We start from the raw sequence: 22,593 nt of genomic DNA, 5'->3' as shown, positions 1-22,593 counted from the left end.
CAACTTTCCTCACCAACCTGCTTTACCATGGCTTGATGCGATGGGCGTCGTTGCTTGCTTTGATCTTTGTGTCGCTTGGCTGGGCTTTTCCGAGTGGAACCCTCTACCTGCCCCTCGATGATCGGCCCCCCAACTGGTCGCCCTGCACCTGGCAGGTGGTACGCTGCCCGCCTCGAGCGCTCTACCAAGGGCGCCAAGGAGCCAGCCTGGAGGCGCTCTGGGGCTGGTTGCAGGAACAGACCGGCCATACCCTGGTGGCCAGCCTGGATGCCCTGGTGTATGGCGGGCTGGTGCAGAGCCGCAATTCGCCCCTCCCGCTGGAAGAGGCCCAGCGCCGCCTCGAGGTGCTGTCCCACTGGCAGGCCCGTACGGGTGGGCGGGTGCTGGCTTTTGGGGTGATTCCACGCCATCCCGACGCCACCCACCGGACGCGCAACCTAGACCTGCTGCGCAATTTGGGGGATGCTTTTGCGTATGTCGAAGCGCCCTGGGACGACGCCTTGCCGGGTTCACCGGCGGTGGCCGAAGCCGCCACCCTACCCATTCCCACCCGGCCTGGGGCCGACGAGGCGGGGCAGGTGCTGTTGCTGCGGGCTTTGAACCCAGGGATGCGGGTGCGGGTGCTTTACGACCAGCCCCAGGCTGCCCAGCAGGTTACCCGCTACGAGGGGATTCCCTTGCAAGAATCCGTTTCGCGCCTGCTGGCTGCGGCAGGGGCGGTTGCTGTGGAAAGCCGGCCCGATCTGGTGCTGGTGGTGTACAGCGGTGGCGACCCCCGGCGAGGTGTTCTAACGGTGCTGCAGGGCTTGCGTGAAGCGCCGGTCGCGCTGGCCGATATCGCCCGGGTCAACCGGGGCGATGCCTCGCTGGTTCGCTACCTGGTGGCCCTGGATCTCTACCCCGGGCTGGCCTCGTATGCTTCGTGGGGAACCCCTGGCAACAACCTGGGCGCGGCGCTGGCCCAGGGAGGGCTGTTTGCCACGCCTTTGTGCCAGCGGGCCGGAAACCCTGTGGCCTGGTGCGAGGAACGGCGCACCCAGGTGCTGGCCCAGGCCTACCTCGAGTACCTCTGGGGTGAGATCGGTCGCCCGTGGGTGCGCGCGCGCTTTCCCGAACCCCTCACCGAGGAAGCCGCCCGCTATGTTTTTGAACGCCTGCAGGTTGAACCCATGCCGCGCCTGGGGCTGGGGCAGCTTCGGCCGGAGGGTCTGAAATTCCCCTGGGGGCGTAGTTTTGAGGCCGAATGGCAGTACCGCTTGGACTGGGCGCCGAATTCTCAGCGCTGAGCGTGCAGGGCAAAAAACACGCCCGCTTTTTGTACCAAAGCCAAGCCCAATAAGCTTGTGATGTATAAACTTGGGCGGGGTGGATATGGCCCTAGGCTGGTGCAAAGATGGGCGGTTCTTATCAGGGCATGCTGGCCCTACTGCGTGAGCTGGTTGGGTGCCCCACCCTGGAGAATCTGCTCGTGGCCGCGCTCGAGGGGGCCATGCGCTTGATTCCGGGGGCCCAGGCCGGTTCGGTTTTGCTGCGCCAGGAAAACGCCTACCGCTTTGTGGCTATGCGAGGCCACGAGATGCCCCTGCCCGGGTATACCCTGAACCTGCAGGATGAGCTTCGCTGGTATGGGGGCAGCCTGGAGGAGGCCTTATCGGGCTGGCCTCGAGCTCTCCAGATTCAGGCCGAGCGGAGCGGCTTGTTGCCACGGGATCGCCAGACCCTGCAGGGCATGCGCTGGTTGCTCAAGATTCCCATCCCGCTGCAGGGCAGGGTAGAGGCCTGGATCAACCTGGATCGCTTTGAGGCCTCCCCCTTCCCGCCGGAGGCATTGCCGCTGGCGCGGGAGCTGGCGCTCAGCCTGGGCGTGGTTTTGCAAACCATCAAAGAGCGCCAGAATACCCAGGCCCGCCTCGAGCGCGAAGAGCGATTAGCCCGGGTGCTGGAGGTGCTGTCTACTTTCCGCGAGGTGGATCTGCTCTGGCAGGCCCTGCCCCGCCTGGTAATGGAAATCCTGGGCGCGGAGCGCGCAGTGGCGCTGCGTCGGGAGGGCAGCGAGTTAAGGATACAGGCCGCCATCAACTGGAAGGAAGCGCTGGGTTTTTCGCTTCCCAGGGGCCAGGGAATCTCCTGGGCGGCCCTCGAGGAGCGCCGGGTGCAGATGTTGCGTCTCGAGGATGCCGGCCCCAAATTCGCGGTGCCGGCCAGGTCTCAGGAGTACGCCGCTTTTATCCCCCTCCAGGATGCCCAGGGGGAGGGCTTCGGGGTGGTGGTGGCCTACGCGGAGACCCCCTTCGAAGCGGAGGATATGCCGGTGCTCGAGGCCTTCGGCCGAGGGGCCGGCCAGGTGCTGGCCCGCTTGCAGGCCCAGGCGGCCCAGCAGCGCGAGCTGGCCCGGTTGCAGAGCCTGACCCGGGCCAGTCAAGGCCTAACGGCTGCACAAACCACCGAAGAACTGCTACAGCTTATCGTGCGGGAGGCCCTGGAGCAGACCGGGGCTTCCACCAGTCTGGTCACGTTGTACCGGCCCAAAGAAGACCTCCTCGAGGTGGTGGCAGCGGCCGGCCACGCGGCCGAAAAGGCAGCAGGTATCCGGATCAGGCGGAATGAAGGGCTGGCCTGGCGGGTGCTGGAGCAGCGCAGCCCCCTGTATTTGCCGGATGCCTCCCGCGAACCCAGCGCCGTGTATGCCTCGGGCCGGCGGGTTCCGGCGGCCTACCTGGGGGTGCCTTTGGGTGACCCTGAAGGCCGAATGGTGGGCGTGCTCTCGGTGGATACGGCCGGAGCCGGCGGGGAGATACACCCCCAGGATCGCTACGCCCTGGAGGTGCTGGCCAGGGTGGCCGGGGTGTTGCTTTCGCGCTTGCAGGCCCTCGAGCGCGCCAACCGGGAGACCGAGCGCTACCGCAGGCTGGTGCAGATGTCCTCCGACCTCGAGACCCTGGATGACCCCACCCGCATGGCCCAGCGGGCCCTGGAGACGCTGATCGATCTTACGGGGCTTTCCGCCGGCGGCTTTTTTCGCCTGGAACTGCAGGACGCGAGCCAGGGCAGCGGTCGGGTGCGGCTTGTGCTGGGGCACGAGCGGGCCAGGGAGGGGCGCTTGCAGCACTTTTCCAACCTACCCATCACCCTGGGCCAGGGGTTTATGGGTAAGGCCCTGGCCAGCGGCAAGGTGCAGCGCATCGAGGACTACCAGGACTGGGAGGGGGCCTGGCCGGAGCTGAAGGTTCACAAGCTAAGAACCCTGCTAACCGCCCCTTTGTTTTTACGGGGTGAGCCGTATGGGGCCCTTACCCTGGCCAGCTTCGACCACAGGGCCCATGTTTCCGAGGAGCACCTGGCGCTTTTGGAAGCGGTGGCCCGGCGGCTCGAGCGGGCGCTGGAGCGGGCAGCGCACCTCGAGGAGATCACCCGCACCCGCGAGGACGCCTTGCGGGCCCTGGGTCTGGGCCTGGAGCTGCGCGACCTCGAGACCAAAGGCCACACCGACCGGGTGGTGGCCCTGACCGTGGCCCTGGGGCAGCGCCTGGGCTTCCCCGACCTCGAGGGGTTGCGCATGGGGGCTTACCTGCACGACCTGGGCAAGCTGGCCATCCCCGACTCGATTCTGCTCAAGCCGGGAGCCCTCACCGATGCTGAGTGGCGCATTATGCAAAGCCACTGCGATATTGGCTTTGGCATGCTGGAAAACCTGGGCTTCTTGTCGCAGACGGCCCGGAATATCGTTCGCTACCACCACGAGCGCGTGGATGGTTCCGGCTATCCCTTTGGCCTGACCCGCGAGGAGATACCCCTCGAGGCCCGCCTGTTTGCTGTAGTGGACGTTTACGATGCCCTGATACACCCCCGGCCCTATAAAGCCGCCTGGTGCTGTGAGGATGCGCTGTGCGAGCTGCAGCGGCAGGCCGGGCAGACCCTCGATGCGGCCATCGTGGAGGCTTTTGTCGAGCTGATCGCCAGCCGGGTGGGTTCGGCCTGACCCCTTTATACAGCGTAAAAGACAGGGCTGGAGTGCTTTTTCGTCGAACGGAAGAGCGGGGTGCTATACTCTTTCGGTTGACGCGGCCCGACCGCTGCTATAAGGAGGACTAAGTTGCAACGACTGGTAACTTCGGAATCGGTGACGGAGGGGCACCCCGACAAACTGGCCGACCGCATCTCGGATGCGGTGCTGGACGCGATTCTGGCCCAGGATCCCAAAGCCAGGGTGGCCTGCGAAACCCTGGTGACCACGGGCCTGGTGATGGTGGCGGGCGAGATTACCACCGATAGCTACGTGGATATTCCCCGCCTGGTGCGTCAGACTGTGCTCGAGGTGGGCTACACCCGGGCCAAATACGGCTTCGACGGCGATACCTGCGCGGTGCTTACGGCCATCGACGAGCAGTCGCCGGACATTGCCGGCGGGGTCAACGAGTCCTGGGAGTGGCGGGTGCTGGGCTCCCGCGATGAGTTCGACCGGGTGGGCGCGGGCGACCAGGGCCTGATGTTCGGCTACGCCACCGACGAGACCCCCGAGCTGATGCCGCTGCCCATCTCGCTGGCCCACCGCCTGACCCGCCGCCTGGCCGAGGCCCGCAAAACCGGGGAAATTCCCTATCTGCGCCCCGATGGCAAGGCCCAGGTGACGGTGGTCTACGAGGGCCAGAAGCCCCTTTACGTGGGTACGGCCCTGGTCTCCACCCAGCACTCCGAAGAAGTGGAGGCCGACCAGATCCACCACGACATCCGCACCAAGGTGATCGAAAAGGCCATTCCCGAAGAGTACCTGAGCAAAGAGACCCTCTACCTGGTCAACCCTTCGGGCAAGTTTGTGATTGGGGGGCCCCACGGCGACACCGGCCTGACCGGGCGCAAAATTATCGTGGATACCTATGGCGGCGCGGTGCCCCACGGCGGCGGGGCTTTCAGCGGTAAAGACCCCACCAAAGTAGACCGCTCGGCGGCCTACTACGCCCGCTACATCGCCAAGAACATCGTGGCGGCGGGGCTGGCCAAGCGCGCCCTGATCGAGCTGGCCTACGCCATCGGCAAGGCCCGCCCGGTGGGAATGCGGGTCGAGACCTTTGGCACCGGGATTGTACCCGACGAGAAAATCACCGAGGTGGCCCAGAAGGTTTTCGATGCCCGCCCCAAGGCCATCATCGAGAACCTGAAACTACAGCGCCCCATCTACACCCCCACCTCGGCCTACGGGCACTTTGGCCGCGAGGGCTTCCCCTGGGAGAACACCGACAAGGTCGAGGAGCTGCGCAAGCTCCTGCCGTAGCGCTCTTTAACTGCTCTGGGCGGCCTGCGGGCCGCCCTTTTTTGTTTGACCCAGGGGGTTCTGTAATGTATACTGTATACAGTTTATGGCCCAGTTTCAGCGACCCCACTCGGTGCGGGAAGCCGCCTACAGCCACCTGCGGGGGGCCATCCTGACGGGTTCCCTGCTGCCCGGGGCGCGCATCTCCGAGCCGGGGCTGGCGCAGGAACTGGGCGTCAGCCGCACCCCGGTGCGCGAGGCTCTGCAGCGTCTGGCCCAGGAGGGGCTGGTAGAACTGCTGCCGGGCAAGGGGGCGCGGGTGCGGGTGCTCTCGGCTGAGGAGGTGCGCGAGGTCTACGATGTGCGGGCCCTGCTCGAGGGCGAGGCGGCGGCCCTGGCGGCGCAAAACGCCACCGAGGCCGAACTGGATCGGCTGGAGCGGCTGCTCCAGGTGCTGGAGGCCCTGCCAAAGGAAGCCTATGCCCAGCAGATGCAGGTGGACTTCGACTTTCACACCGCCCTGGTCGAAGCGGCCCACAACAAAACCCTGGCCCGCATCTACGCCGATCTGCGCTCGAGCCTCACCCTCGTCCGTTCGTTTCAGCAAACCCAGTCCCAGCACCCCAAAACCCGCCAGCAGCACCAGGCCATTCTGGCAGCGCTTAAGGCCCGCAACCCCGTCGAGGCCGCCGAGGCCGCGCGGGCCCATGTGCGCTATTTCCGCGACTTAGTGCTACAAAGCCTCCAGGCGCAGGCCTGGCAGTAGAGGAACCCCTATGGATTTCAACCAAAGCTACCGCTCGTTTGTGCTGGCCCTGGCCCAGAACCAGCGCATCAAACACCTGGTGCTCACCCGTGGCCGCAAATTTGCCCGCCGCTTTATTGCCGGCGATACCCTCGAGGAGGCCTTGCAGGTGGTGGAGGCCCTCGAGCGCGACCGGATTCACGCCATCCTGGATCTGCTGGGCGAGATGGTCACCTCCGAAGCCCAGGCCCGGCAGTTCCAGCGTGAGATTATCCGGCTGGTGCAGGCATTGGGTGAGCGACCTTACCCCCGCTATGTGGCCCTCAAGCTCACCCAGCTAGGTCTGGATATCTCCGAAGACCTAGCTTTTTCGTTGATGGAGGAGATTCTGAGCGAGGCCCGGCAGCACGACTGCTTCGTGCGCATGGACATGGAGGACAGCCCCCGTGTAGACGCCACACTCCGGATGTACCGGCGGTTGCGCGAGGCCGGCTTCGACAACACCGGCGTGGTGCTGCAAAGCTACTTGAAGCGCACCGAACAAGACCTGCAGGCCCTGATACCCCTCAAAGCGCCGGTGCGCATTGTGAAGGGTGCCTACAAAGAACCCCCCGAGGTGGCTTTTCAGGATAAGCGCCTGGTGGACGCCCAGTTTGTGCTGCTGTGCAAGAAAGCCATGGAAAACGGCCTCTACACGGCCATTGCCAGCCACGACCCCCAGATCATCCAGGAGATGAAACGCTGGACGGCGCAGATGGGCATCGGGCCGGATCGCTTCGAGTTTCAACTGCTTTATGGGGTGCGCCGCGACGAGCAGAAAAAGCTGGCCGCCGAGGGCTATACCGTGCGGGCCTACGTGCCCTACGGCACCGACTGGTATCCCTATTTCTCGCGCCGCATCGCCGAGCGCCCCGAGAACCTTTTGTTCGTGGCGCGCAGCCTGATCCAGGGGTAGATATGTTCAATCCCGGGTATCGCGAACGCCCTATTGTAACCTAACTGAAAGGAGCAAGTATGACCACCGAACCCTACCGTCCCGAACCCATTGAAACCTTTCAGAGCCCCGAGGCTTTCGAGGCCATGCGCAAGGCCCTGGCTGCGGTGCGGGCCCAGTTTGGCCGCCACTATCCCCTCATCATCGGGGGGGAGCGGGTGCACACCCCGGCCACCATCACCTCCACCAACCCCTCCAACCCCAGCGAGGTGGTGGGGGTGAGCGCCAAGGCTGGCATCGCCGAGGCCGACGCGGCCCTGGATGCGGCCTGGCGGGCCTTCAAAACCTGGCGCGACTGGCCCCAGGAGCACCGCAGCCGGGTTTTGCTGAAGGCGGCCCAGATCATGAAGCGCCGCCAGCGGGAGCTCGAGGCCTGGCTGGTCTATGAGATCGGCAAGAACTGGGTGGAGGCCGCCGCCGACGTGGCCGAGGCCATCGACTTCACCCGCTACTACGCCCTCTCGGCCCTCAAGTACAAGGACGGCGCCCCGGTGGTGCCCTATCCGGGCGAGGACAACGAGGCCTTCTACATCCCCTTGGGGGTGGGGGTGGTGATCGCCCCCTGGAACTTCCCCCTGGCCATCCTGACCGGCATGACCGTGGCCCCCATTGCGGTGGGCAACTGCGTGGTGGCCAAGCCCGCCGAGGACACCGTGGTGATTGCGGCCAAGCTCTTCGAGATTCTGGAGGAAGCCGGCCTGCCCGCCGGGGTGGCCAACTACCTGCCTGGGGAGGGGAGTGAGGTGGGGGCCTACCTGGTGCAGCACCCCCGCACCCGCTTCATCAACTTTACGGGCTCGCTCGAGGTGGGCCTCAAGATCAACGAGAGCGCGGCCCGGCTTTCGCCGGGGCAGATCTGGCTCAAGCGGGTCTTCCTGGAATTGGGCGGCAAAGACGGCCTGATCGTGGACGAAACCGCGGATATTGCCGCGGCAGCCCAGGCCACCGTGCAGAGCGCCTTTGGCTTCCAGGGCCAGAAGTGCTCGGCGGCCTCGCGCCTGATTGTGGTGGATGGAATCTACGACCAGCTCATGGAGCAGGTGCTCGACCGCACCGAAAGCCTGATTGTAGGGCCGGCCGAGGAGAACCCCGACATGGGGCCGGTGGCCAGCGCCCAGCAGGAGAAAACCGTGCTCTCTTACATCGAGATCGGCCAGCAGGAGGCCAGGCTGGTGCTGGGGGGGCGGCGGCTCGAGGGCGGCGGCTTCTTCATCTCGCCCACCGTCTTCGAAGACGTATCCCCCGATGCCCGCATCGCCCAGGAGGAAATTTTTGGCCCGGTGCTCTCGGTGATCCGCGTCCCCGACTTCGACACCGCATTGGAGGTAGCCAACGGCACGCGCTTCGGCCTGACCGGCGGGGTCTTCTCGCGCAAGCGCGAACGCCTCGAGCGGGCCCGGCGCGAGTTCCACGTGGGCAACCTCTACTTCAACCGCAAGATTACCGGGGCCCTGGTGGGGGTGCAGCCCTTCGGCGGCTTCAACCTCTCGGGCACCGACACCAAGGCCGGGGGGCCCGACTACCTGCTCAACTTTTTGCAGATGAAAAGCGTCACCGAGCGGTTCTAGAACTCTTCGTCCACTTCGTGTAACCGCCTGGCCCACAGGCTCACCGGCTGGTGGTGTTCCCGCACAATCTGGGCTACCTGGGGCTCGAGGATGCGCATAGCCCCGTACTCGGGGTGGTGCTGGCGAATCTGCCAGGCCCCCCGCCATCCTTTGTGCAGCGGTTCAATCGGCACGTCCAGGCTTATAAGCCCGGTCAGGATGCGCTCCAAAGGACGGTAGGGCCGCAGGGCCTTGCCGCAGTCGTGCAGCAGGGCGGCCCGCACGGCATAGCTGGGGGCGTCCGGGTAGCGCTCCAGCAGCCTTTTGGCTACCCGCACGGCGTGCTCGCGGTCGCGCACGTCCATGGCTTTGTACAGGGGGGCCTCCTCGAGGCTAAGCTCGGCCAGCGCCCAGGCGTCGTCCGGCTGGGCCTGGGCTGGGATGAAGGCTTTATACAAACGCTTAAGCCGCAACCACACGGATTTATCCTACGCACACAAGCCCCCTTGATTGTCAAATTCGGCCAATTGTGAGAAGTTGACGGGCTGGGGTAACGTATGAGCGGGAGGAAAGCATGAACTTGCGTGCCCTTGTGGCGGAGTTTTTAGGGGTGTTTGCTATGTGTTTTGTGGCGGTTGGGGCTATTGCGGCCACCCAGAGGGATGACTGGATGGTGGTGGCCCTGGCCCCCGGCCTGGCCATAGGCCTTTCGGTGGTGGCGCTGAGGGCTGTCTCGGGGGCGCACTTTAACCCCGCCGTGACCTTTGCCATGCTCATTACTGGACGCATTACCCCGGTGGGCGCGCTGGGCTACTGGGTGGCCCAGTTGTTAGGAGGACTGCTTGCGGCCTTTTTCATTGGTGCTTTGTATGGCGGTGCAGCGGTGGCCGATGGAACCCCGACCCCCGGGGCGAACCACACCGTCATCCAGGCCCTCATGATGGAGATCTTCCTGACCTTTTTCCTGGTCTCGGTTATCTTTGGTTCGGCGGTCTTCAATAACTTTAGCTTTGCCGGACTGGCGATTGGCCTGGCCGTTACCATGGGCATCCTGGCCGGTGGGGCCATCTCTGGGGCGGCCATGAACCCGGCGCGGGTGCTGGGCCCGGCCATCATCGGTGGGGAGTGGGCGGCCCACTGGGTCTACTGGGTGGGCCCGCTGGTGGGGGCTGGGTTGGCGGCTTTGCTCTACGATTTTTTGTACAGCAAGCAGGTAGAAAGCTAGTCGGTCTTTCGCAGGGGCACCACTTTTTACCCGATCTCGGCCAGCGCCTTGGCCCGCTCGAGGATGGCCTCGAACATCGGCCTGGTTAGCTTACCGGTCTGGGTGTTCTGGCGGCTCACGTGGTAGGAGCTGAGCAGAACCCGTTCCCCCACTCGATACTCGCCGCCGTGCCGGAAGGGGTGGTGAGCCCTGGGCAGGCCGTGGTATGCCAGCAGGGCCTGGTGGGCGATCTGGCCCAGGGCCAGGTAGACCCGGAGGTGGGGTAAGAGGGCCAGCTCCTGGGCTGTCCAGCCCGCGCAGGTGCGGAGCTCGAGCGGGGTGGGCTTGTTTTTGGGCGGGGCGCAGCGCACCGCTGCGGTGATGTACACCCCCTCGAGCGCAAGGCCATCGTCCAGGTGGCTCGAGGTGGGCTGGTTGGCCAGCCCGGCCTGGTAGAGGGCCGGGTACAGGAAATCACCCGAGGCATCGCCGGTAAAAGGCCGCCCGGTGCGGTTGGAGCCGTGGGCGCCAGGGGCCAGTCCAAAAATCAAAATCCGCGCCTTGGGGTCGCCAAAGCCTGGCACGGGCTTGGCCCAGTACGGGGTGTGGCGGAATGCCGCGCGTTTTTCCCGCCCGACCTGCTCCCGCCAGACCACCAGCCGGGGGCAGGCCCGGCAGGCGGTGAGTTGAGCGTAGAGGGCCTCGAGGCTCATGCAGGTTTCATTACATCATCTGAGTAAGCCTGTGGCTATAGTTTTGTACCCAGTACAGATCGGGCGACTTTTGAACCTGCGCCGGTAGTTCTCACCTGCGCATACCGTACAATCAGCCATCTTGTCGTGGTCTCGTAGTGCTTTGATGGAGGTTTGTTGACGTGCAAAGTGTTGCTACTATAGCCCTACCGCGCATCATCCAAGGCGGAATGGGCGTTTCCGTTTCCAACTGGCGCCTGGCTCGAACGGTCTCGATGCTGGGACAACTGGGGGTGGTTTCCGGAACCGCCATGGACACCGTGCTGGTGCGGCGGTTGCAGGACGGCGACCCCGGCGGGCTGGTGCGCCGGGCCCTGGCCGCGTTTCCGGTACAGCGCTGGGTTAAGCCGGTGCTGGAGAGGTATTTTCAGCCCGAGGGCCGCCGCGATCAGCCCTATAAACGTCTGCCCATGCCCAGCCGACTGGGCGATACCGCCTCGCAGATTATGCATGTGTTGGGGGGGTATATCGAGGTGTTTCTGGCCAAGGAAGGGCATTCGGGCCTGGTGGGCATCAACCTGCTCACCAAGCTGCAACTGCCCACCCTGGGCACGCTGTATGGGGCCATGCTGGCCGGGGTGGACTACGTGTTGATGGGGGCGGGCATTCCCCGCGAGATCCCCGAGGTGCTCGACAAACTATCCGCTGGCGAGACTGCCTCGCTCAAAATTGACGTAACCGGCTGGACGGGCAGCGAGGCCCCCCGACTCCACTTCGACCCGCGTGAGGTGCTGGGCGGCGCGCAAACCCTCAAGCGCCCCCACTTTTTGCCCATCATCGCCTCCAACTCCCTGGCGACCTTGCTGGCCCGCAAGGTGACGGGCAGCATCCAAGGCTTCGTGATTGAGGGCCCCACCGCTGGCGGGCACAACGCCCCGCCTAGGGGTGCCCCGGTGTTTGACGAGCGCGGGCAGCCGGTCTACGGCGAGCGGGATGTGGTGGATCTCGAGCAGATCAAAGCCCTGGGCCTGCCCTTCTGGCTGGCCGGCGGTACGGGCTCGCCCGAGGCCTTGCAGGAAGCCCTTGCACAAGGGGCCGCCGGCATTCAGGTGGGAACCCTGTTTGCCTACAGCCAGGAATCGGGCTTCGAAGCGGAGCTCAAGCGGCGCGTCCTCGAGCAGGCCGCGCAGGGAGCCGTGAAGGTGTTTACCGACCCCAAGGCCTCGCCCACCGGCTTTCCCTTCAAGGTGGCCGAGGTGGAAGGCACCCTCTCCCAGCCGGAGGTCTACCAGCGCCGGGTGCGGGTCTGCGACCTGGGCTACCTGCGGGAAGCCTACCAGACGCCCGAAGGCAAAATCGGCTTTCGCTGCGCTTCCGAGCCCATCGAGCAGTACCTGGCTAAAGGGGGTGAGCTCGCCAACACCGAGGGGCGCAAGTGCCTGTGCAACGCCCTTTTAGCGGCGGTGGGGATGGGCCAGCTACAGAAAAACGGCGACCTCGAGCGGCCCTTGATCACCAGCGGCGACGACCTCGAGCGCATCGGCCGCTTTGTGCGCCGGTTTGGCCTTGAGTACAGCGCACGGGATGTGGTGGCCTATCTGCTGGGCGCCACAGCTCAATCCCAACTGGAAGCCCAGCCGGCGATGGTTCATGGGTAATGCGCCTTTGCTTGGAGCCCCCGCGTCTGTTGGTTTGTGTAAAATTTTTGAAGATCAACCGTAAATGGGCCTACCATCTGGCAGGGCATTAGTCGGCAAACTCGAGGAGTAGTTTATTTCCCGAAGCGCTGCTCGAGGGGGTGAGCTGTGGGGTTTGAGTTTCCGCTGCTGCTGTTGTTGCTCCTGTTGCTGCCGCTGCTGGCCTGGGCCTACCAGCGCAGGGTGCAGGAAGGGCGCTCGAGCGGCCACGTGCTCTACCCCAGCCTGGCCCAGCTGGCCCGCTTATCCGAGCCTCGCTGGAAGCGCCACCTAAGTGCTGTTCTATACGGCCTGGCCCTGGCCCTGGCCATTGCCGCGCTGGCCCGTCCGCAAGCCGTGGTGCCAGTGCCCGACCCCACGGCCACCGTCATCGTGACCATCGACATCAGCCTCTCCATGCGGGCCCAGGACATCCAGCCCACCCGCTTCGAGGCGGCCAAACAGGAAGCCAAAAACTTTGTGCGGTCGCTGCCGGATGGGATCAAGGTGGGGCTGGTGAGCTTTGCGGGCTACGCCACCCTGGAGGCGGAGCCCACCACCGACCACCAGCGGGTGATAGACCAGATCGAACTGCTACAGATGGCCCGCCGGACGGCCATTGGCGATGGTTTGCTGGAGAGCCTCAGGGCCATCCCCAAAGACGAAAACGGCAAGCCCCTGGGCCCCTCCACGGTGGTGCTGCTCTCGGACGGTCGAACCAACAGCGGGGTAGACCCGATGGAAGTCGCCCCCTTTGCCAGGGATATGGGGGTGGTGGTGCACACCATCGGGCTGGGCCGCCGCAGCAACCCCGGCGACCCCGACCAGTACTGGGGCGGTTACTGGATGCAGTTCGACGAAGAAACCCTGCGGGCCATCGCCGAGGCCACCGGGGGGCAGTACTACGCTGCAGGCTCGGCGGAGGCCCTGCGGCAGGCCTACCGCAACCTGGGCCGGATGGTGGGCTGGAAGCCCCAGCGCACCGAAATTAGCGGTATGTTCGGGCTGCTGGCCGGGGTGTTGCTGGCCTCGAGCCTGCTGCTCGCCAACCTGCGGCGCCAGGTCATCTAAAACCAAACTCCCCAGCTCAGCCGCTGGCCTGAAGGCTGAGCCGCAAGAGGTTTTGCGCTAGCTCGAGGTGCTCAATTCGCGCGCTGGGGTGCTTTTCCAGGCCCATGGTCTGGAGCGGCGCTGCCCTGAGGATTTTTTGCAGCAACGGCTCCAGGCGAAGCTCGAGTTCCAGGTTGTTGTGCACCGCCAGCAGGCCGGGTAGCTGCCGGTTGGCCTGCTGGGCGACCATCTCCAGCACCTTGCCCGGCAACAGGTTGAGCACCGGCCCTCCCCGAAACCCCGAAAAATGCAGGTGTTCGACCCGTAGCCGCCAGGTTTGCGACTCGGGCTGGAAGTCCAGCGCCCGCACCCTGAGGCGCAGGGCCGGGCCGCTGGCGAACCCAAGCTCGGCCTGGCAGTGGTTTTCGCCCAGCTCAAAATGCCGAAGCTGGCCGTGCTGGAGGCGGCCCAGCGGAAAGCGTAGCAGCCGAACCGGCAGATCCACCCGCTCAAGCTGGCGGCTGATCCAGGTGTGCAGCAGGGCTTGGCTGAGCTCGAGTTCCATCCGGGCGCGCATCTGTTCCATGACCCCATTATCCGGTACGGACTGACCAAGCACCCTACCCTTGCAGGGGGCACCCCGCTAGACTGATGCTCGTGACCTACCTAGAAGCGGTGGAATGGTTGTTTTCCCAAAGCCGCGCCGGGGCGCCGCGGGGCCTGTCGCGGATTCGAGAACTGCTGGAACGCCTGGGTCATCCCGAGGCCGGGTTCTCTGCGGTGCATGTGATTGGAACCAACGGCAAAGGCAGCGTGGTGGCCTACCTCGAGGCGGCCTTTAAAGCTTCCGGTGAAGGCTATGGGGCTACCACCAGCCCCCACCTGCTGGACTTTCGTGAGCGCATCCGCACCCATCTGGGCCCGATCCCCGAAGCGGAGGTGCTGCGGTTTGTGGAGTGGGCCCGGGGCCAGTCGTTCCGCGAGCCGGTGGCCTTTTTCGACCTCACCACGGCCCTGGCCTTTCAGCATTTTGCCCAGCAGGGTGTGGGCCTGGCCGCGGTGGAGGCAGGGGTGGGGGGGGCGCTGGACGCCACCAACGTGCTCCCTGGGGTGCGGGCCACAGTGCTGACCAACATCGGTGAAGACCACCTGGAGACCCTGGGGGGCACGCTCGAGGGCGTGGCCAGGGACAAAGCAGGGGCCATTCGCGCAGGGGTTCCGGTGGTGACCGGGGCCGAGGGGGTTGGGCTCGAGGTAATTCGTGCCATCGCCGCTGAGCGGGCCGCGCCGCTGTATGTGCTAAGCGAAGGCAGTCCGCTTTTCGAGCTGCCAGCCCGGCCCTCCTTGCGGGGCCGTTTTCAGGAGCAAAACGCCCGTCTGGCTGCGGCGGTGTTGCGCTTGCTGGGCTACAGCGACAGCGTGATTGCCACCGGTCTGTCCACCGCCCAGCACCCAGGCCGCATGCAGCAGCTTACCTACCAAGGCCTCCCGGTGGTGCTGGATGGGGCCCACAACCCCCCTGCGGCCAGGGCCCTGGTGGAGGAGTTTGAGGGCTTTCATCTGGTGTTTGGGGCCTTCCCCCGTAAGGACTACCGCAGCATCCTGCACACCCTGCTGCCCAAAGCCAGAAGCGTGCGCTTTACTTATGCGGCAAAAGGCGCTTTGCGGGCGGAGGAGCTCTTGCAGGCTTACCCGGCACCCTACTTCGAAGATCCGCTCGAGGCCCTCCAGGACGCTGCTCAAATAGCCCGGCAGGATGGCTGGCCGGTTCTGGTGACAGGCTCTTTGTACCTGGTAGGGGAGATGCTCCGGCTGCTACAGGGGCGCGTTACAACCGACCTGCCCGCCACCGAACCGGTTTGATGCTGGTCTCATCCCACTACGAGATGTTTTTTAGGCGCCCAGGACTTCGTCCAGGGTCTCGGCCAGGGCGTTTACCAGTTCGTCGATCTCTTGCTCGGTAATGACCAGGGGTGGGGCAATGGCAAAGCCGGTGTCGTTGCAGCGCACAATCACACCTTTTTCCCGGCTGACCTGCATCAAGTGTCCTCCAATGCCTTTGGCTGGATCGAAGGTCTTTTTGCTGGCCTTGTCCTCCACCACCTCGACCAGGGCCATCAGCCCTTTGCCGCGTACGTTGCCCACGTGGGGGTGGGCCTCGAGCGCCTTTAGCCGCTGCAAAAGCTGCTCACCCCGCTTATGGGCATTCACCCAGAGCTGCTCGCGCTCGATAATCTCGATGTTGGCCAGGGCCACCGCACAGGCCACCGGATGCCCCGAATAGGTGAAACCGTGCATGAACATGCGGTCGGGGGCCGAGATGCGCTCGAAAATTTGCGGGCTGATGCCCACCCCGCCCAGCGGCACATACCCCGAGGTGATGCCCTTGGCAAAGCTGGTGATGTCGGCCTGGAAGCCATAGGTGGTCTGGGCGAACATCTCGCCGGTGCGGCCAAAGCCGGTAATCACCTCGTCGGCAATTAGCAGAATCTCGTACTTCTTCAGAATGGGGACGATGGCCTGCCAGTAGCCCTCGGGGGGTGGCACCACGCCCCCCGCCCCCTGCACCGGCTCCCCGATAAAGGCCGCGATGGTTTCGGGGCCTTCCCGAAGGATTAAGTCCTCGAGCTCCTGGGCCAGCATGGCCACAAACCCGGCCTCGGAAAGCCCCGGATTGTTGCGGTAGGCCAGCGGCGCGCTCAGATACAAAAACCCTGGCGGCAGCGGCCCGAAATCGGCGTGGTAGGCCGGAACACCGGTGGCGGCCAGCGCCCCCATGGCAATCCCGTGGTAGGCCATGCGCCGCGAGATGATCTTGGTTTTTTGGGGCCGACCCGACAGGGCCCAGTAGTAGCGGGCAATCTTGATGGCGGTCTCGTTGGACTCGGCCCCGCCTGAGGTGAACTGGAAGTGAGAGTGGTGCGGCAGAAGCTGGTGCATCTTGGCGGCCAGCTCGATGACCGGGGGGGTGGCCAGCCCAAAGAAGGTGGGTTGAAAGGCCAGCCGGGCCATCTGCTGGCGCGCGGCCTCCACCAGCTCCTGGCGCCCGTACCCCACGTTCACGTTCCAGAGACCGGCGAAGCCGTCGAGGTACCACTTGCCCTGGCTATCGCGTACCTTAGAGCCTTTGCCCTCCACCAGCACCAGCGGGCCCTGTTGCTTGTGGCGGTGCAGGTTGGTGACGGGGTGCAGGTGGTGGGCGATATCCTGCTCGATGAGCTGCTCGGTGTTCCAGACAAGGGGGTTCATAATGCCCCCGATTCTACCTTCTGCTGGGCGGTTGTGGGCCAGGCGCGGCGCCTCCCTGCTGCGTAGTATGCTGGCCTTTGTGGCTGTGGATACCCAGCGCGAAATATTCAGAATTGCCCTGCCAGTGAGCCTCGAGTCCACCGTGCAGCTAGCCCTGGGTTTTGCCAATCAGGTAATTGTAGGAACCCTGGGTACCGCCACCATTGCCGCAGTGGGTCTGGCCAACAACGTTCTGTTCATTGGCATCCTGTGCCTCAATACCCTGGGTGCGGGGTGCGCCATCCTGGCTAGCCGGGCCCGGGGGCGGGGTGACGAGATCGCGGTGCGGCGCATCGTAAGCTTTTTTATCGGATTTTCTGCACTTATATCACTGGTGCTGGCTCTACCGCTGGGGCTGGGGGCCACTCCTTTTTTGAGGCTGATTGGGTCGAATCCGGAGATTGCTGCCATTGGTGGGCCTTTTCTCACCCTGGTGGCTTTCTCTTTACCCCTCATTACCCTAAGCGTGGTGAGCAGCGCGGCTTTTCGCAGCATCGGAAGGGCGCGCATACCAATGATTGTGACCATTCCGGCCATAGCCCTGATACCGCTGCTGTCCTGGCTGTTTGTGCACCCGCTGGGGATGGGCGTGGTTGGGGCGGCGCTGGCAACCCTGGTAGCCCAGGGCATCCGGGCTGTGGTGCTGTTTGGGCTCTTGGTGGGAAGCCGCTGGGGGTTGCGCTGGGCCTGGCCCAGCCTGGGACAAGGGCGGGATTTGCTCCGCGAGGTGGTGCCGCTGGTGTTGCCGCTGTTCATCACCGAGGTGGTTTTTAGCGGAGGGGTGTTCTTGTTCGCCCTGCTGTTCGAGCGTCTGGGCACCCAGGAGCTGGCGGTGTTCCAGATAGTGAGCAACCTCGAGTCGGTCTTCATCACCGCCTCGGCGGGCCTGCACTACGCGGCCACGGTGCTGGTGGCCCAGGCCATTGGACGGGCCGACTCGCCCGGTGTTTGGCTGGTTTCGCGCCTGGTCTGGCGGGTTGGACTCACCTCGGCTGCCATCTTCGGCCTGGCTTTTGCTTTGTTCGCTTTTCTGCTGCCTGTTCTCTACCCCAACACCACCCCGCAGGTGCAGGAATGGGCCTTCTGGGCCATACTGCTCAACGCGCTGTTCCAGCCGGCCAAGGTTTCCAACTTCATCTTTTTTGGCACCCTGGCCAGCGGGGGGGATACCCGCTTTTTACTGCTCTCCGATGTGGTGACGGTGTTTGTGGTGGGCTTGCCGCTGGCCTGGCTGCTGGCCTTCCCGCTGGGACTGGGCTTGTGGGGGATATTCCTGGGGCGGCTCCTGGGAGAGGAGGCCGTGCGGTTGGCCCTGTTCTTGTGGCGCTATCGAAGTGGGCGGTGGTTCCGGCTCGAGGCCCGGCCAGCGGCCTCTGATTAATCGTCTATACCAACGCTTTTTTGCTGAAGATGCAAAAACCCGTATTATACTGAACCTCAATGCGGGCGCGCTCTTACTTGTTTACGCTTTATATGGAGTATCTGTACCCCGAAAACCGGGCCTGGGTGGGGGACTTGATCCGCTGGATGGAACTGTTGAATTTCAGCGAGCCTGCGGTACGGGCTGCGGTTTCGCGCAGCGTCAAACGGGGCTGGATTATCCCCGAAAAAGAGGGGCGACGGGCTTACTATCGGCTTTCGCCCAGGGTGTCCTGGCAGGTCGAGAAGGTACGGGAGCGCCTGTATAGCTATGGTGCGCCATGGGATGGCAAGTGGCGCATTTTGGTCTATGCCGTGCCGGAAACCAAGCGCACCGTGCGGGATCGCTTTCGCAACGAGCTCATCCTCCTCGGCTTCGGTACGCCGGCGCCGGGTGTGTGGATCAGCCCCAACGGCTCGCTCGAGGCCGCCCGCGACTTGGTGGGCTTTTACGGCCTGCAAAACTATGTCGAGTTGTTCCAGGCCGAGCGTTTTTCCAGCACACCCCCCCTCGAGCTCATCGAAAAATCCTTCAACCTGAAGGCAGCCCAGACCCGCTACCGGGCTTTTCTGGCCCAGAAGCCACCAAGGGCCCAAAGCGCCGAGGAGGCCTTTGTGCGCCTGACCCACATGATTCACCAGGCCCGCAAGAACCTTTTCTTAGACCCCGGCCTGCCCCCCGAGCTGACCCCACCCGGCTTTCTGGGCCAACAGGCCAAAGCGCAATTCCTCGAGCTGTACAATCAGCTCTCCAGGCAGGCCCGCCCGGTGTTTGAGCAGGGTTTGGTGGCCGCCGACTAACACCCGATGGGTGCTGCTGGTGCTACAGACGCACCGCACGGATGCGCTCGAGGAAGTCGTGCACAATGTTCCCGGTCACACCCCAGATATCGTAGCCCCGCCAGGGATAATGCCAGACCTTGCGCCGGAGCTGGCCTTCCATCTCGGAGAACTCCCCGCCCAGGCTGTTGGGAAGGCGGTTGCCCGGTGGGGGCGTGCGCTCTTCAGCGTAAGCGGGGGCGGCCAGCAGCTCCTCAATGGGTACCCAGAGCAGTGCGTCTACTTCTGCGGGGTTGGGGGTAAGCTGGGGTTCCTGGGTGATCCGGCCCAGCAAGGGAAAGACCCGGTACCCAAAAGGGGAGAGGGTGGGGTTGAGGTGTCCCAGGATTTCCACGTGCTCCGGGTTCAACCCCACCTCTTCCCAGGCCTCGCGCAAGGCGGCCTGCTCTGCACTCTCGCCATCGTCAAAGCGGCCCCCGGGAAAGCTAATCTGTGCGGCGTGGTGGGGGAGGTGGGCACTGCGCACGGTAAACAGCAGTTGCCCTTCCCAGACCGGCAGCAGCACGGCGGCGTCCACGAAGCCCTCCGGCCTCGAGAGCGCTTCAGGAGGGCGGGCAACGATGGCCTTGAGCAAGTCCGATTTCATGGGTGAACCAGGTTGGCGCTGTGGTTTGTGGCATCTGACCTTTTAGGAACAGCTTTCCTCGCATCGCTCGCGCAGCAGAATCTCCGGATTGATTTTTTCCTCTCGGCACCAGGCCACCATCAGCCACAGCGCCTCGGCCAGGCGGCCCTCTTCGATGGCCCCTATTAGCTGGTCTTTCCCGGGGAAGGTGTACCCCATCTTTTTCTGAATTTCGGCGGCCCGGGCCAAAGCCCCCAGGCTTTTCGGCACCTGATCGCAAATGGACTGGGCGGTTTTGCCCTCCTGGGCCTTAATGGCCTTCCAGTTGGCAGTAACGGCCTCGGGGGTATCGGCCTGTACGTTGCCAAACACGTGCGGATGCCGCCGGATGAGCTTATCCACAATGTGCTGCTCCACCTGTGAATAAGTAAAGCTGCCCTCCTGCTCGGCAATCACCGAATGAAAAGCCACCTGTAACAACACATCCCCCAGCTCCTCGGCGATTTCGTTGGGGTGGCCTTTGCTAATGGCATCCACGGCCTCGGCGGCCTCCTCGAGCAGGTAGGGACGCAGGCTTTGGTGGGTTTGCTCCTTGTCCCAGGGGCAGCCATCCGGGCCCCGCAAACGCCGCATAATCTCCAGTAGACGCTCCATGCTTACAGCCTAGCGGGTTTTGGAAGGTTCACCAGGTCTTAGCAGGCGCCACAGCAGGAAGCCGGCCGCCCACGAACAGCCCATCAGAATCAGGCTCAATAAATCTACCGGGGCAGTATCCCCCAAGGCCAGGCCCTGGGGGCTGGGGTAGGGCAGGCCGGTGGTGCGGGTCAGGACAAACAGCAGGGTGATCAGCCCCACCAACCAGATTCCCCCCTGGTAGGCTCCGCGCTCCATGCTGGCAGGCATCTCGAGCAAACGCGCCAGCAGCAAGAAACCCCCGTACATGAGCTGAAATCCCAGCAGCATCATGAACAAGACCGCATACCAGAACCCCGCCCCCTGAAGCCCCAGCGGGGTGTCGTTGCCGAACAACTCACCACACAACCCACCCCCCAGCAAGGTGTTACCCAGGCCCAGCAGCTGTAAAAAGAAAGGGGCCACGAAGAGGGCCCCCGCCCAGCGAACCAGGGGGTGAGAAAAAGCGACAGTCCGACCATCCATGCCAACCCCATCTTGCCCTAAAGCTGCGGGGCCAATGTATATTGGCTTGCCATGAAGCCTGGGTAGATGCTCCAGCCTGCGTCTGACAAAACCGAAAACAGCCACGTTCAGACCCGTCGGAATCAAGGATCGCCAAACTGTCTGTTGCGGGACATTTGCCAGGGGCTGGGTTGTCTAGGGTTAAGTACGGTTTACAGAGGGCTCGCAGGCAACCGATGAACCCCTCGAGCCCAGGAGTGTGCAGATGCCGCGTCGAGCAATATGGATCACCCTGTTGGCTGGCCTGCCTCTGTTGCTGGCAGCGGCGGCCTTTCTGGTATCGCGCGATACCTACCAGCCCTATGGAACCCGCCTGTTGAACGCCCGCCCACCAGAAGCCAACCAGTTTACCCTCACCGCCCACGACGGCTCGCGTAAAAGCCTTTCCGATTTTCAGGGTAAGGTGGTTCTGATTTTCTTTGGCTTTGTGAACTGCCCGGATGTCTGCCCCACCACCTTGCTCGAGCTCAGCAAAGTCTACAAAGCCCTGACCCCCGCCGAGCAGGCGCGGGTGCAGGTTCTGCTCATCTCGGTAGACCCCGAGCGAGACACCCTGGAAAAGCTGAGGAACTACGTCACCTTCTTTAGCCCCAGCTTTATCGGTCTGACCGGAACCCCCGAGCAGATCGCCGAGGTGGCCAAACGCTACGGGGTGTTTTATCAAAAATCCCAGATCAAATCGGCCACCGAGTACAACGTAGACCATACCGCTACCGTCTTCGCCCTTGACCCCAAAGGACAACTGCGCCTGATATACGGCAACGGTAAAGCCGCCGAAACCGAACGGGTGGTGCAGGACGTGCGCTGGCTGTTGCGCTGAGCCCCATTCTTCCAGGGCAGACCGCACGCTTCCCCAGCCTTTCCTTTTCCAATGCTACGCTCACGATCGAGCGCGGCAGCACCGTCCTTGTAGCCGCTCCCCAAGCCATATTCTGCCCCTTGATTAACTTTTTGTGCCCGTATATACTTCTAGGGTTGCGTCGCCTCAGGCCAGCCCCGGCCCTGAGGCAACATCGGTTGCGCTCACGGGAAGACCGTCGCGCACGGCGATTCTTGAGAATCTAGGGGCGAAACACGGGCTGCTGGCCTGGTTCGCTTCTCGACGGGAACCCCGCACCGAGCGCAGCGCAAGAACGCAGAACTCCGTGTGGGGTTTCGGTTTTTGAGAGAAGTCGAGTCAAACGAAAGGATGTGATTACACTGCCAACCATCAACCAACTCCTCCGTAAGGGCCGTACGCCGGTAGTCAAGAAGAGCAAGGTGCCTGCCCTCAAAGGAAGCCCCTTCCGCAAAGGGGTCTGCACCGTGGTGCGCACCGTCACCCCCAAGAAGCCCAACTCGGCGCTGCGCAAAGTAGCCAAGGTGCGGCTTTCGAGCCAGTACGAGGTTACCGCCTACATTCCTGGCGAAGGTCATAACTTGCAAGAGCACTCGGTGGTGCTGATCCGCGGGGGCCGTGTGAAAGACCTGCCGGGTGTGCGCTACCACATCGTGCGTGGTATCTACGACACCCAGGGCGTGAAGGATCGCAAGAAGAGCCGCTCCAAGTACGGCACCAAGCGGCCCAAAGCCGATGCTAAAGGCGCGGCGGCCAAGGGCAAGAAGTAACTCTTCCACGTGCAGCCCTCTAGGGCGGCATGAGTGAGGTTTGAAGTATGTCGCGGAGAAGACAAGCAGAAATTCGCCAACTCGAGCCCGACCACCTGTACGGCGACGTGGTGGTCACCGCGCTCATCAACCGGATGATGCGCGGCGGCAAGAAGAACCTGGCTGCTCGCATCTTTAAGCAGGCCTGTGAGATTATTCAGGAGAAAAGCGGGCAGGAGCCCCTCAAGGTATTCAAAGCGGCCCTGGACAATGTGCGGCCCCGTGTGGAGGTGCGCAGCCGTCGGGTGGGGGGGGCCAACTACCAGGTGCCCGTCGAGGTATCGCCCCGCCGTCAGCAGACCCTGGCCATCCGCTGGATTGTGAACGCCTTCAACAGCCGGAGTGAGCGTGAAGCCCACCAGCGTCTGGCGGCCGAGCTGCTGGAAGCCGCTGAGGGCAAGGGCGGAGCCGTCAAAAAGAAAGAAGATGTTGAGCGTATGGCCGAAGCCAACCGAGCCTACGCCCACTACCGGTGGTAAGT

General features: G+C 63.9%; 22 protein-coding genes. 15 read left to right on the top strand and 7 right to left on the bottom strand.

Features of this window, described 5'->3' with window-relative positions; translation table 11 throughout:
* The first annotated feature begins 35 nt into the window (after positions 1–35).
* From MRUB_RS13295 to pruA, 6 genes are all read left to right on the top strand, one after another.
* Positions 36–1,286: a DUF4127 family protein gene (locus MRUB_RS13295; RefSeq protein WP_013014892.1), complete on the top strand. Its 1,251-nt coding sequence runs from the start codon at positions 36–38 to the stop codon at positions 1,284–1,286.
* 107 nt (positions 1,287–1,393) lie between these two features.
* On the top strand, positions 1,394–3,979 hold the full coding sequence (locus MRUB_RS13290) for a GAF domain-containing protein (protein WP_013014891.1): 2,586 nt from the start codon (positions 1,394–1,396) through the stop codon (positions 3,977–3,979).
* A gap of 114 nt (positions 3,980–4,093) precedes the next feature.
* Positions 4,094–5,269 carry a methionine adenosyltransferase gene (gene metK / locus MRUB_RS13285; RefSeq protein WP_013014890.1) on the top strand — a complete coding sequence of 392 codons (1,176 nt, stop codon included), beginning with the start codon at positions 4,094–4,096 and terminating at the stop codon, positions 5,267–5,269.
* An 85-nt stretch (positions 5,270–5,354) separates the two neighbouring features.
* Positions 5,355–6,014, top strand: a complete 660-nt coding sequence (locus MRUB_RS13280) for a GntR family transcriptional regulator (RefSeq protein WP_013014889.1) — start codon at positions 5,355–5,357, stop codon at positions 6,012–6,014.
* A 10-nt stretch (positions 6,015–6,024) separates the two neighbouring features.
* Positions 6,025–6,948, top strand: coding sequence for a proline dehydrogenase (locus MRUB_RS13275; RefSeq protein WP_013014888.1), 924 nt, complete (start codon positions 6,025–6,027; stop codon positions 6,946–6,948).
* A 59-nt stretch (positions 6,949–7,007) separates the two neighbouring features.
* Entirely contained in the window at positions 7,008–8,555 is a 1,548-nt protein-coding gene (gene pruA, locus MRUB_RS13270; protein WP_013014887.1) for an L-glutamate gamma-semialdehyde dehydrogenase, read from the top strand.
* Here pruA and MRUB_RS13265 read toward each other — a convergent pair.
* Positions 8,552–9,013, bottom strand: a complete 462-nt coding sequence (locus MRUB_RS13265; RefSeq protein ID WP_013014886.1) for an HD domain-containing protein — start codon at positions 9,011–9,013, stop codon at positions 8,552–8,554. The genes pruA and MRUB_RS13265 overlap by 4 nt on opposite strands.
* Before the next feature lie 95 nt (positions 9,014–9,108).
* Between MRUB_RS13265 and MRUB_RS13260 the strand changes: the two genes are divergently transcribed.
* Positions 9,109–9,759, top strand: a complete 651-nt coding sequence (locus MRUB_RS13260) for an MIP/aquaporin family protein (protein ID WP_013014885.1) — start codon at positions 9,109–9,111, stop codon at positions 9,757–9,759.
* A 26-nt stretch (positions 9,760–9,785) separates the two neighbouring features.
* On the opposite strand, the gene MRUB_RS13255 is transcribed toward MRUB_RS13260, so the two are convergent.
* Positions 9,786–10,451: a uracil-DNA glycosylase gene (locus tag MRUB_RS13255; RefSeq protein WP_013014884.1), complete on the bottom strand. Its 666-nt coding sequence runs from the start codon at positions 10,449–10,451 to the stop codon at positions 9,786–9,788.
* 209 nt (positions 10,452–10,660) lie between these two features.
* Here MRUB_RS13255 and MRUB_RS13250 point away from each other — a divergent pair, with 209 nt between their 5' ends.
* Together MRUB_RS13250 and MRUB_RS13245 are read left to right on the top strand one after the other, a co-directional pair.
* Positions 10,661–12,088 carry a nitronate monooxygenase gene (locus MRUB_RS13250; RefSeq protein ID WP_015586708.1) on the top strand — a complete coding sequence of 476 codons (1,428 nt, stop codon included), beginning with the start codon at positions 10,661–10,663 and terminating at the stop codon, positions 12,086–12,088.
* A 147-nt stretch (positions 12,089–12,235) separates the two neighbouring features.
* Positions 12,236–13,177, top strand: a complete 942-nt coding sequence (locus tag MRUB_RS13245) for a VWA domain-containing protein (RefSeq protein ID WP_013014882.1) — start codon at positions 12,236–12,238, stop codon at positions 13,175–13,177.
* A 16-nt stretch (positions 13,178–13,193) separates the two neighbouring features.
* Here MRUB_RS13245 and MRUB_RS13240 read toward each other — a convergent pair whose 3' ends face one another.
* Complete coding sequence (locus tag MRUB_RS13240; protein ID WP_013014881.1) at positions 13,194–13,742, bottom strand: hypothetical protein; 549 nt, start codon at positions 13,740–13,742, stop codon at positions 13,194–13,196.
* 71 nt (positions 13,743–13,813) lie between these two features.
* Between MRUB_RS13240 and MRUB_RS13235 the strand changes: the two genes are divergently transcribed.
* Positions 13,814–15,019, top strand: a complete 1,206-nt coding sequence (locus tag MRUB_RS13235; RefSeq protein WP_041654124.1) for a bifunctional folylpolyglutamate synthase/dihydrofolate synthase — start codon at positions 13,814–13,816, stop codon at positions 15,017–15,019.
* A 30-nt stretch (positions 15,020–15,049) separates the two neighbouring features.
* Here the strand turns inward: MRUB_RS13235 and MRUB_RS13230 are convergent, their stop codons facing one another.
* Positions 15,050–16,405 (bottom strand): aminotransferase family protein, encoded by a 1,356-nt coding sequence (locus MRUB_RS13230; RefSeq protein ID WP_013014879.1) that lies wholly within the window; start codon positions 16,403–16,405, stop codon positions 15,050–15,052.
* A 1-nt stretch (position 16,406) separates the two neighbouring features.
* Between MRUB_RS13230 and MRUB_RS13225 the strand changes: the two genes are divergently transcribed.
* Both MRUB_RS13225 and MRUB_RS13220 read left to right on the top strand, forming a co-directional pair.
* The gene (locus MRUB_RS13225; protein ID WP_013014878.1) at positions 16,407–17,825 is read left to right on the top strand and encodes an MATE family efflux transporter; all 1,419 of its coding nucleotides are present in this window, start codon (positions 16,407–16,409) and stop codon (positions 17,823–17,825) included.
* Positions 17,826–17,884: 59 nt separating this feature from the next.
* Entirely contained in the window at positions 17,885–18,664 is a 780-nt protein-coding gene (locus MRUB_RS13220) for a PaaX family transcriptional regulator (protein WP_013014877.1), read from the top strand.
* 22 nt (positions 18,665–18,686) lie between these two features.
* On the opposite strand, the gene MRUB_RS13215 is transcribed toward MRUB_RS13220, so the two are convergent.
* From MRUB_RS13215 to MRUB_RS13205, 3 genes are read right to left on the bottom strand one after another with little or no spacing between them, the layout of a single operon-like run.
* A complete protein-coding gene (locus MRUB_RS13215; protein WP_013014876.1) occupies positions 18,687–19,289 on the bottom strand; it encodes an NUDIX hydrolase in 603 nt (200 codons plus the stop codon).
* Between the two features lie 42 nt (positions 19,290–19,331).
* A complete protein-coding gene (locus tag MRUB_RS13210) occupies positions 19,332–19,922 on the bottom strand; it encodes a MazG family protein (RefSeq protein ID WP_013014875.1) in 591 nt (196 codons plus the stop codon).
* Positions 19,923–19,931: 9 nt separating this feature from the next.
* Complete coding sequence (locus MRUB_RS13205; protein WP_013014874.1) at positions 19,932–20,426, bottom strand: hypothetical protein; 495 nt, start codon at positions 20,424–20,426, stop codon at positions 19,932–19,934.
* 244 nt (positions 20,427–20,670) lie between these two features.
* Here MRUB_RS13205 and MRUB_RS13200 point away from each other — a divergent pair, with 244 nt between their 5' ends.
* The 3 genes from MRUB_RS13200 (at position 20,671) to rpsG (ending at position 22,591) form a co-directional block, all read left to right on the top strand.
* Positions 20,671–21,285: an SCO family protein gene (locus tag MRUB_RS13200; RefSeq protein WP_013014873.1), complete on the top strand. Its 615-nt coding sequence runs from the start codon at positions 20,671–20,673 to the stop codon at positions 21,283–21,285.
* A 371-nt stretch (positions 21,286–21,656) separates the two neighbouring features.
* Complete coding sequence (gene rpsL / locus MRUB_RS13195) at positions 21,657–22,073, top strand: 30S ribosomal protein S12 (RefSeq protein WP_013014872.1); 417 nt, start codon at positions 21,657–21,659, stop codon at positions 22,071–22,073.
* 47 nt (positions 22,074–22,120) lie between these two features.
* Positions 22,121–22,591 carry a 30S ribosomal protein S7 gene (rpsG, locus tag MRUB_RS13190; protein WP_013014871.1) on the top strand — a complete coding sequence of 157 codons (471 nt, stop codon included), beginning with the start codon at positions 22,121–22,123 and terminating at the stop codon, positions 22,589–22,591.
* Positions 22,592–22,593: the final 2 nt, after the last annotated feature.

Origin of the sequence: Meiothermus ruber DSM 1279, assembly GCF_000024425.1 — a bacterium.
In the GTDB taxonomy this organism is placed as follows: domain Bacteria; phylum Deinococcota; class Deinococci; order Deinococcales; family Thermaceae; genus Meiothermus; species Meiothermus ruber.
This window is presented reverse-complemented; position numbering and strand designations above follow the sequence as displayed.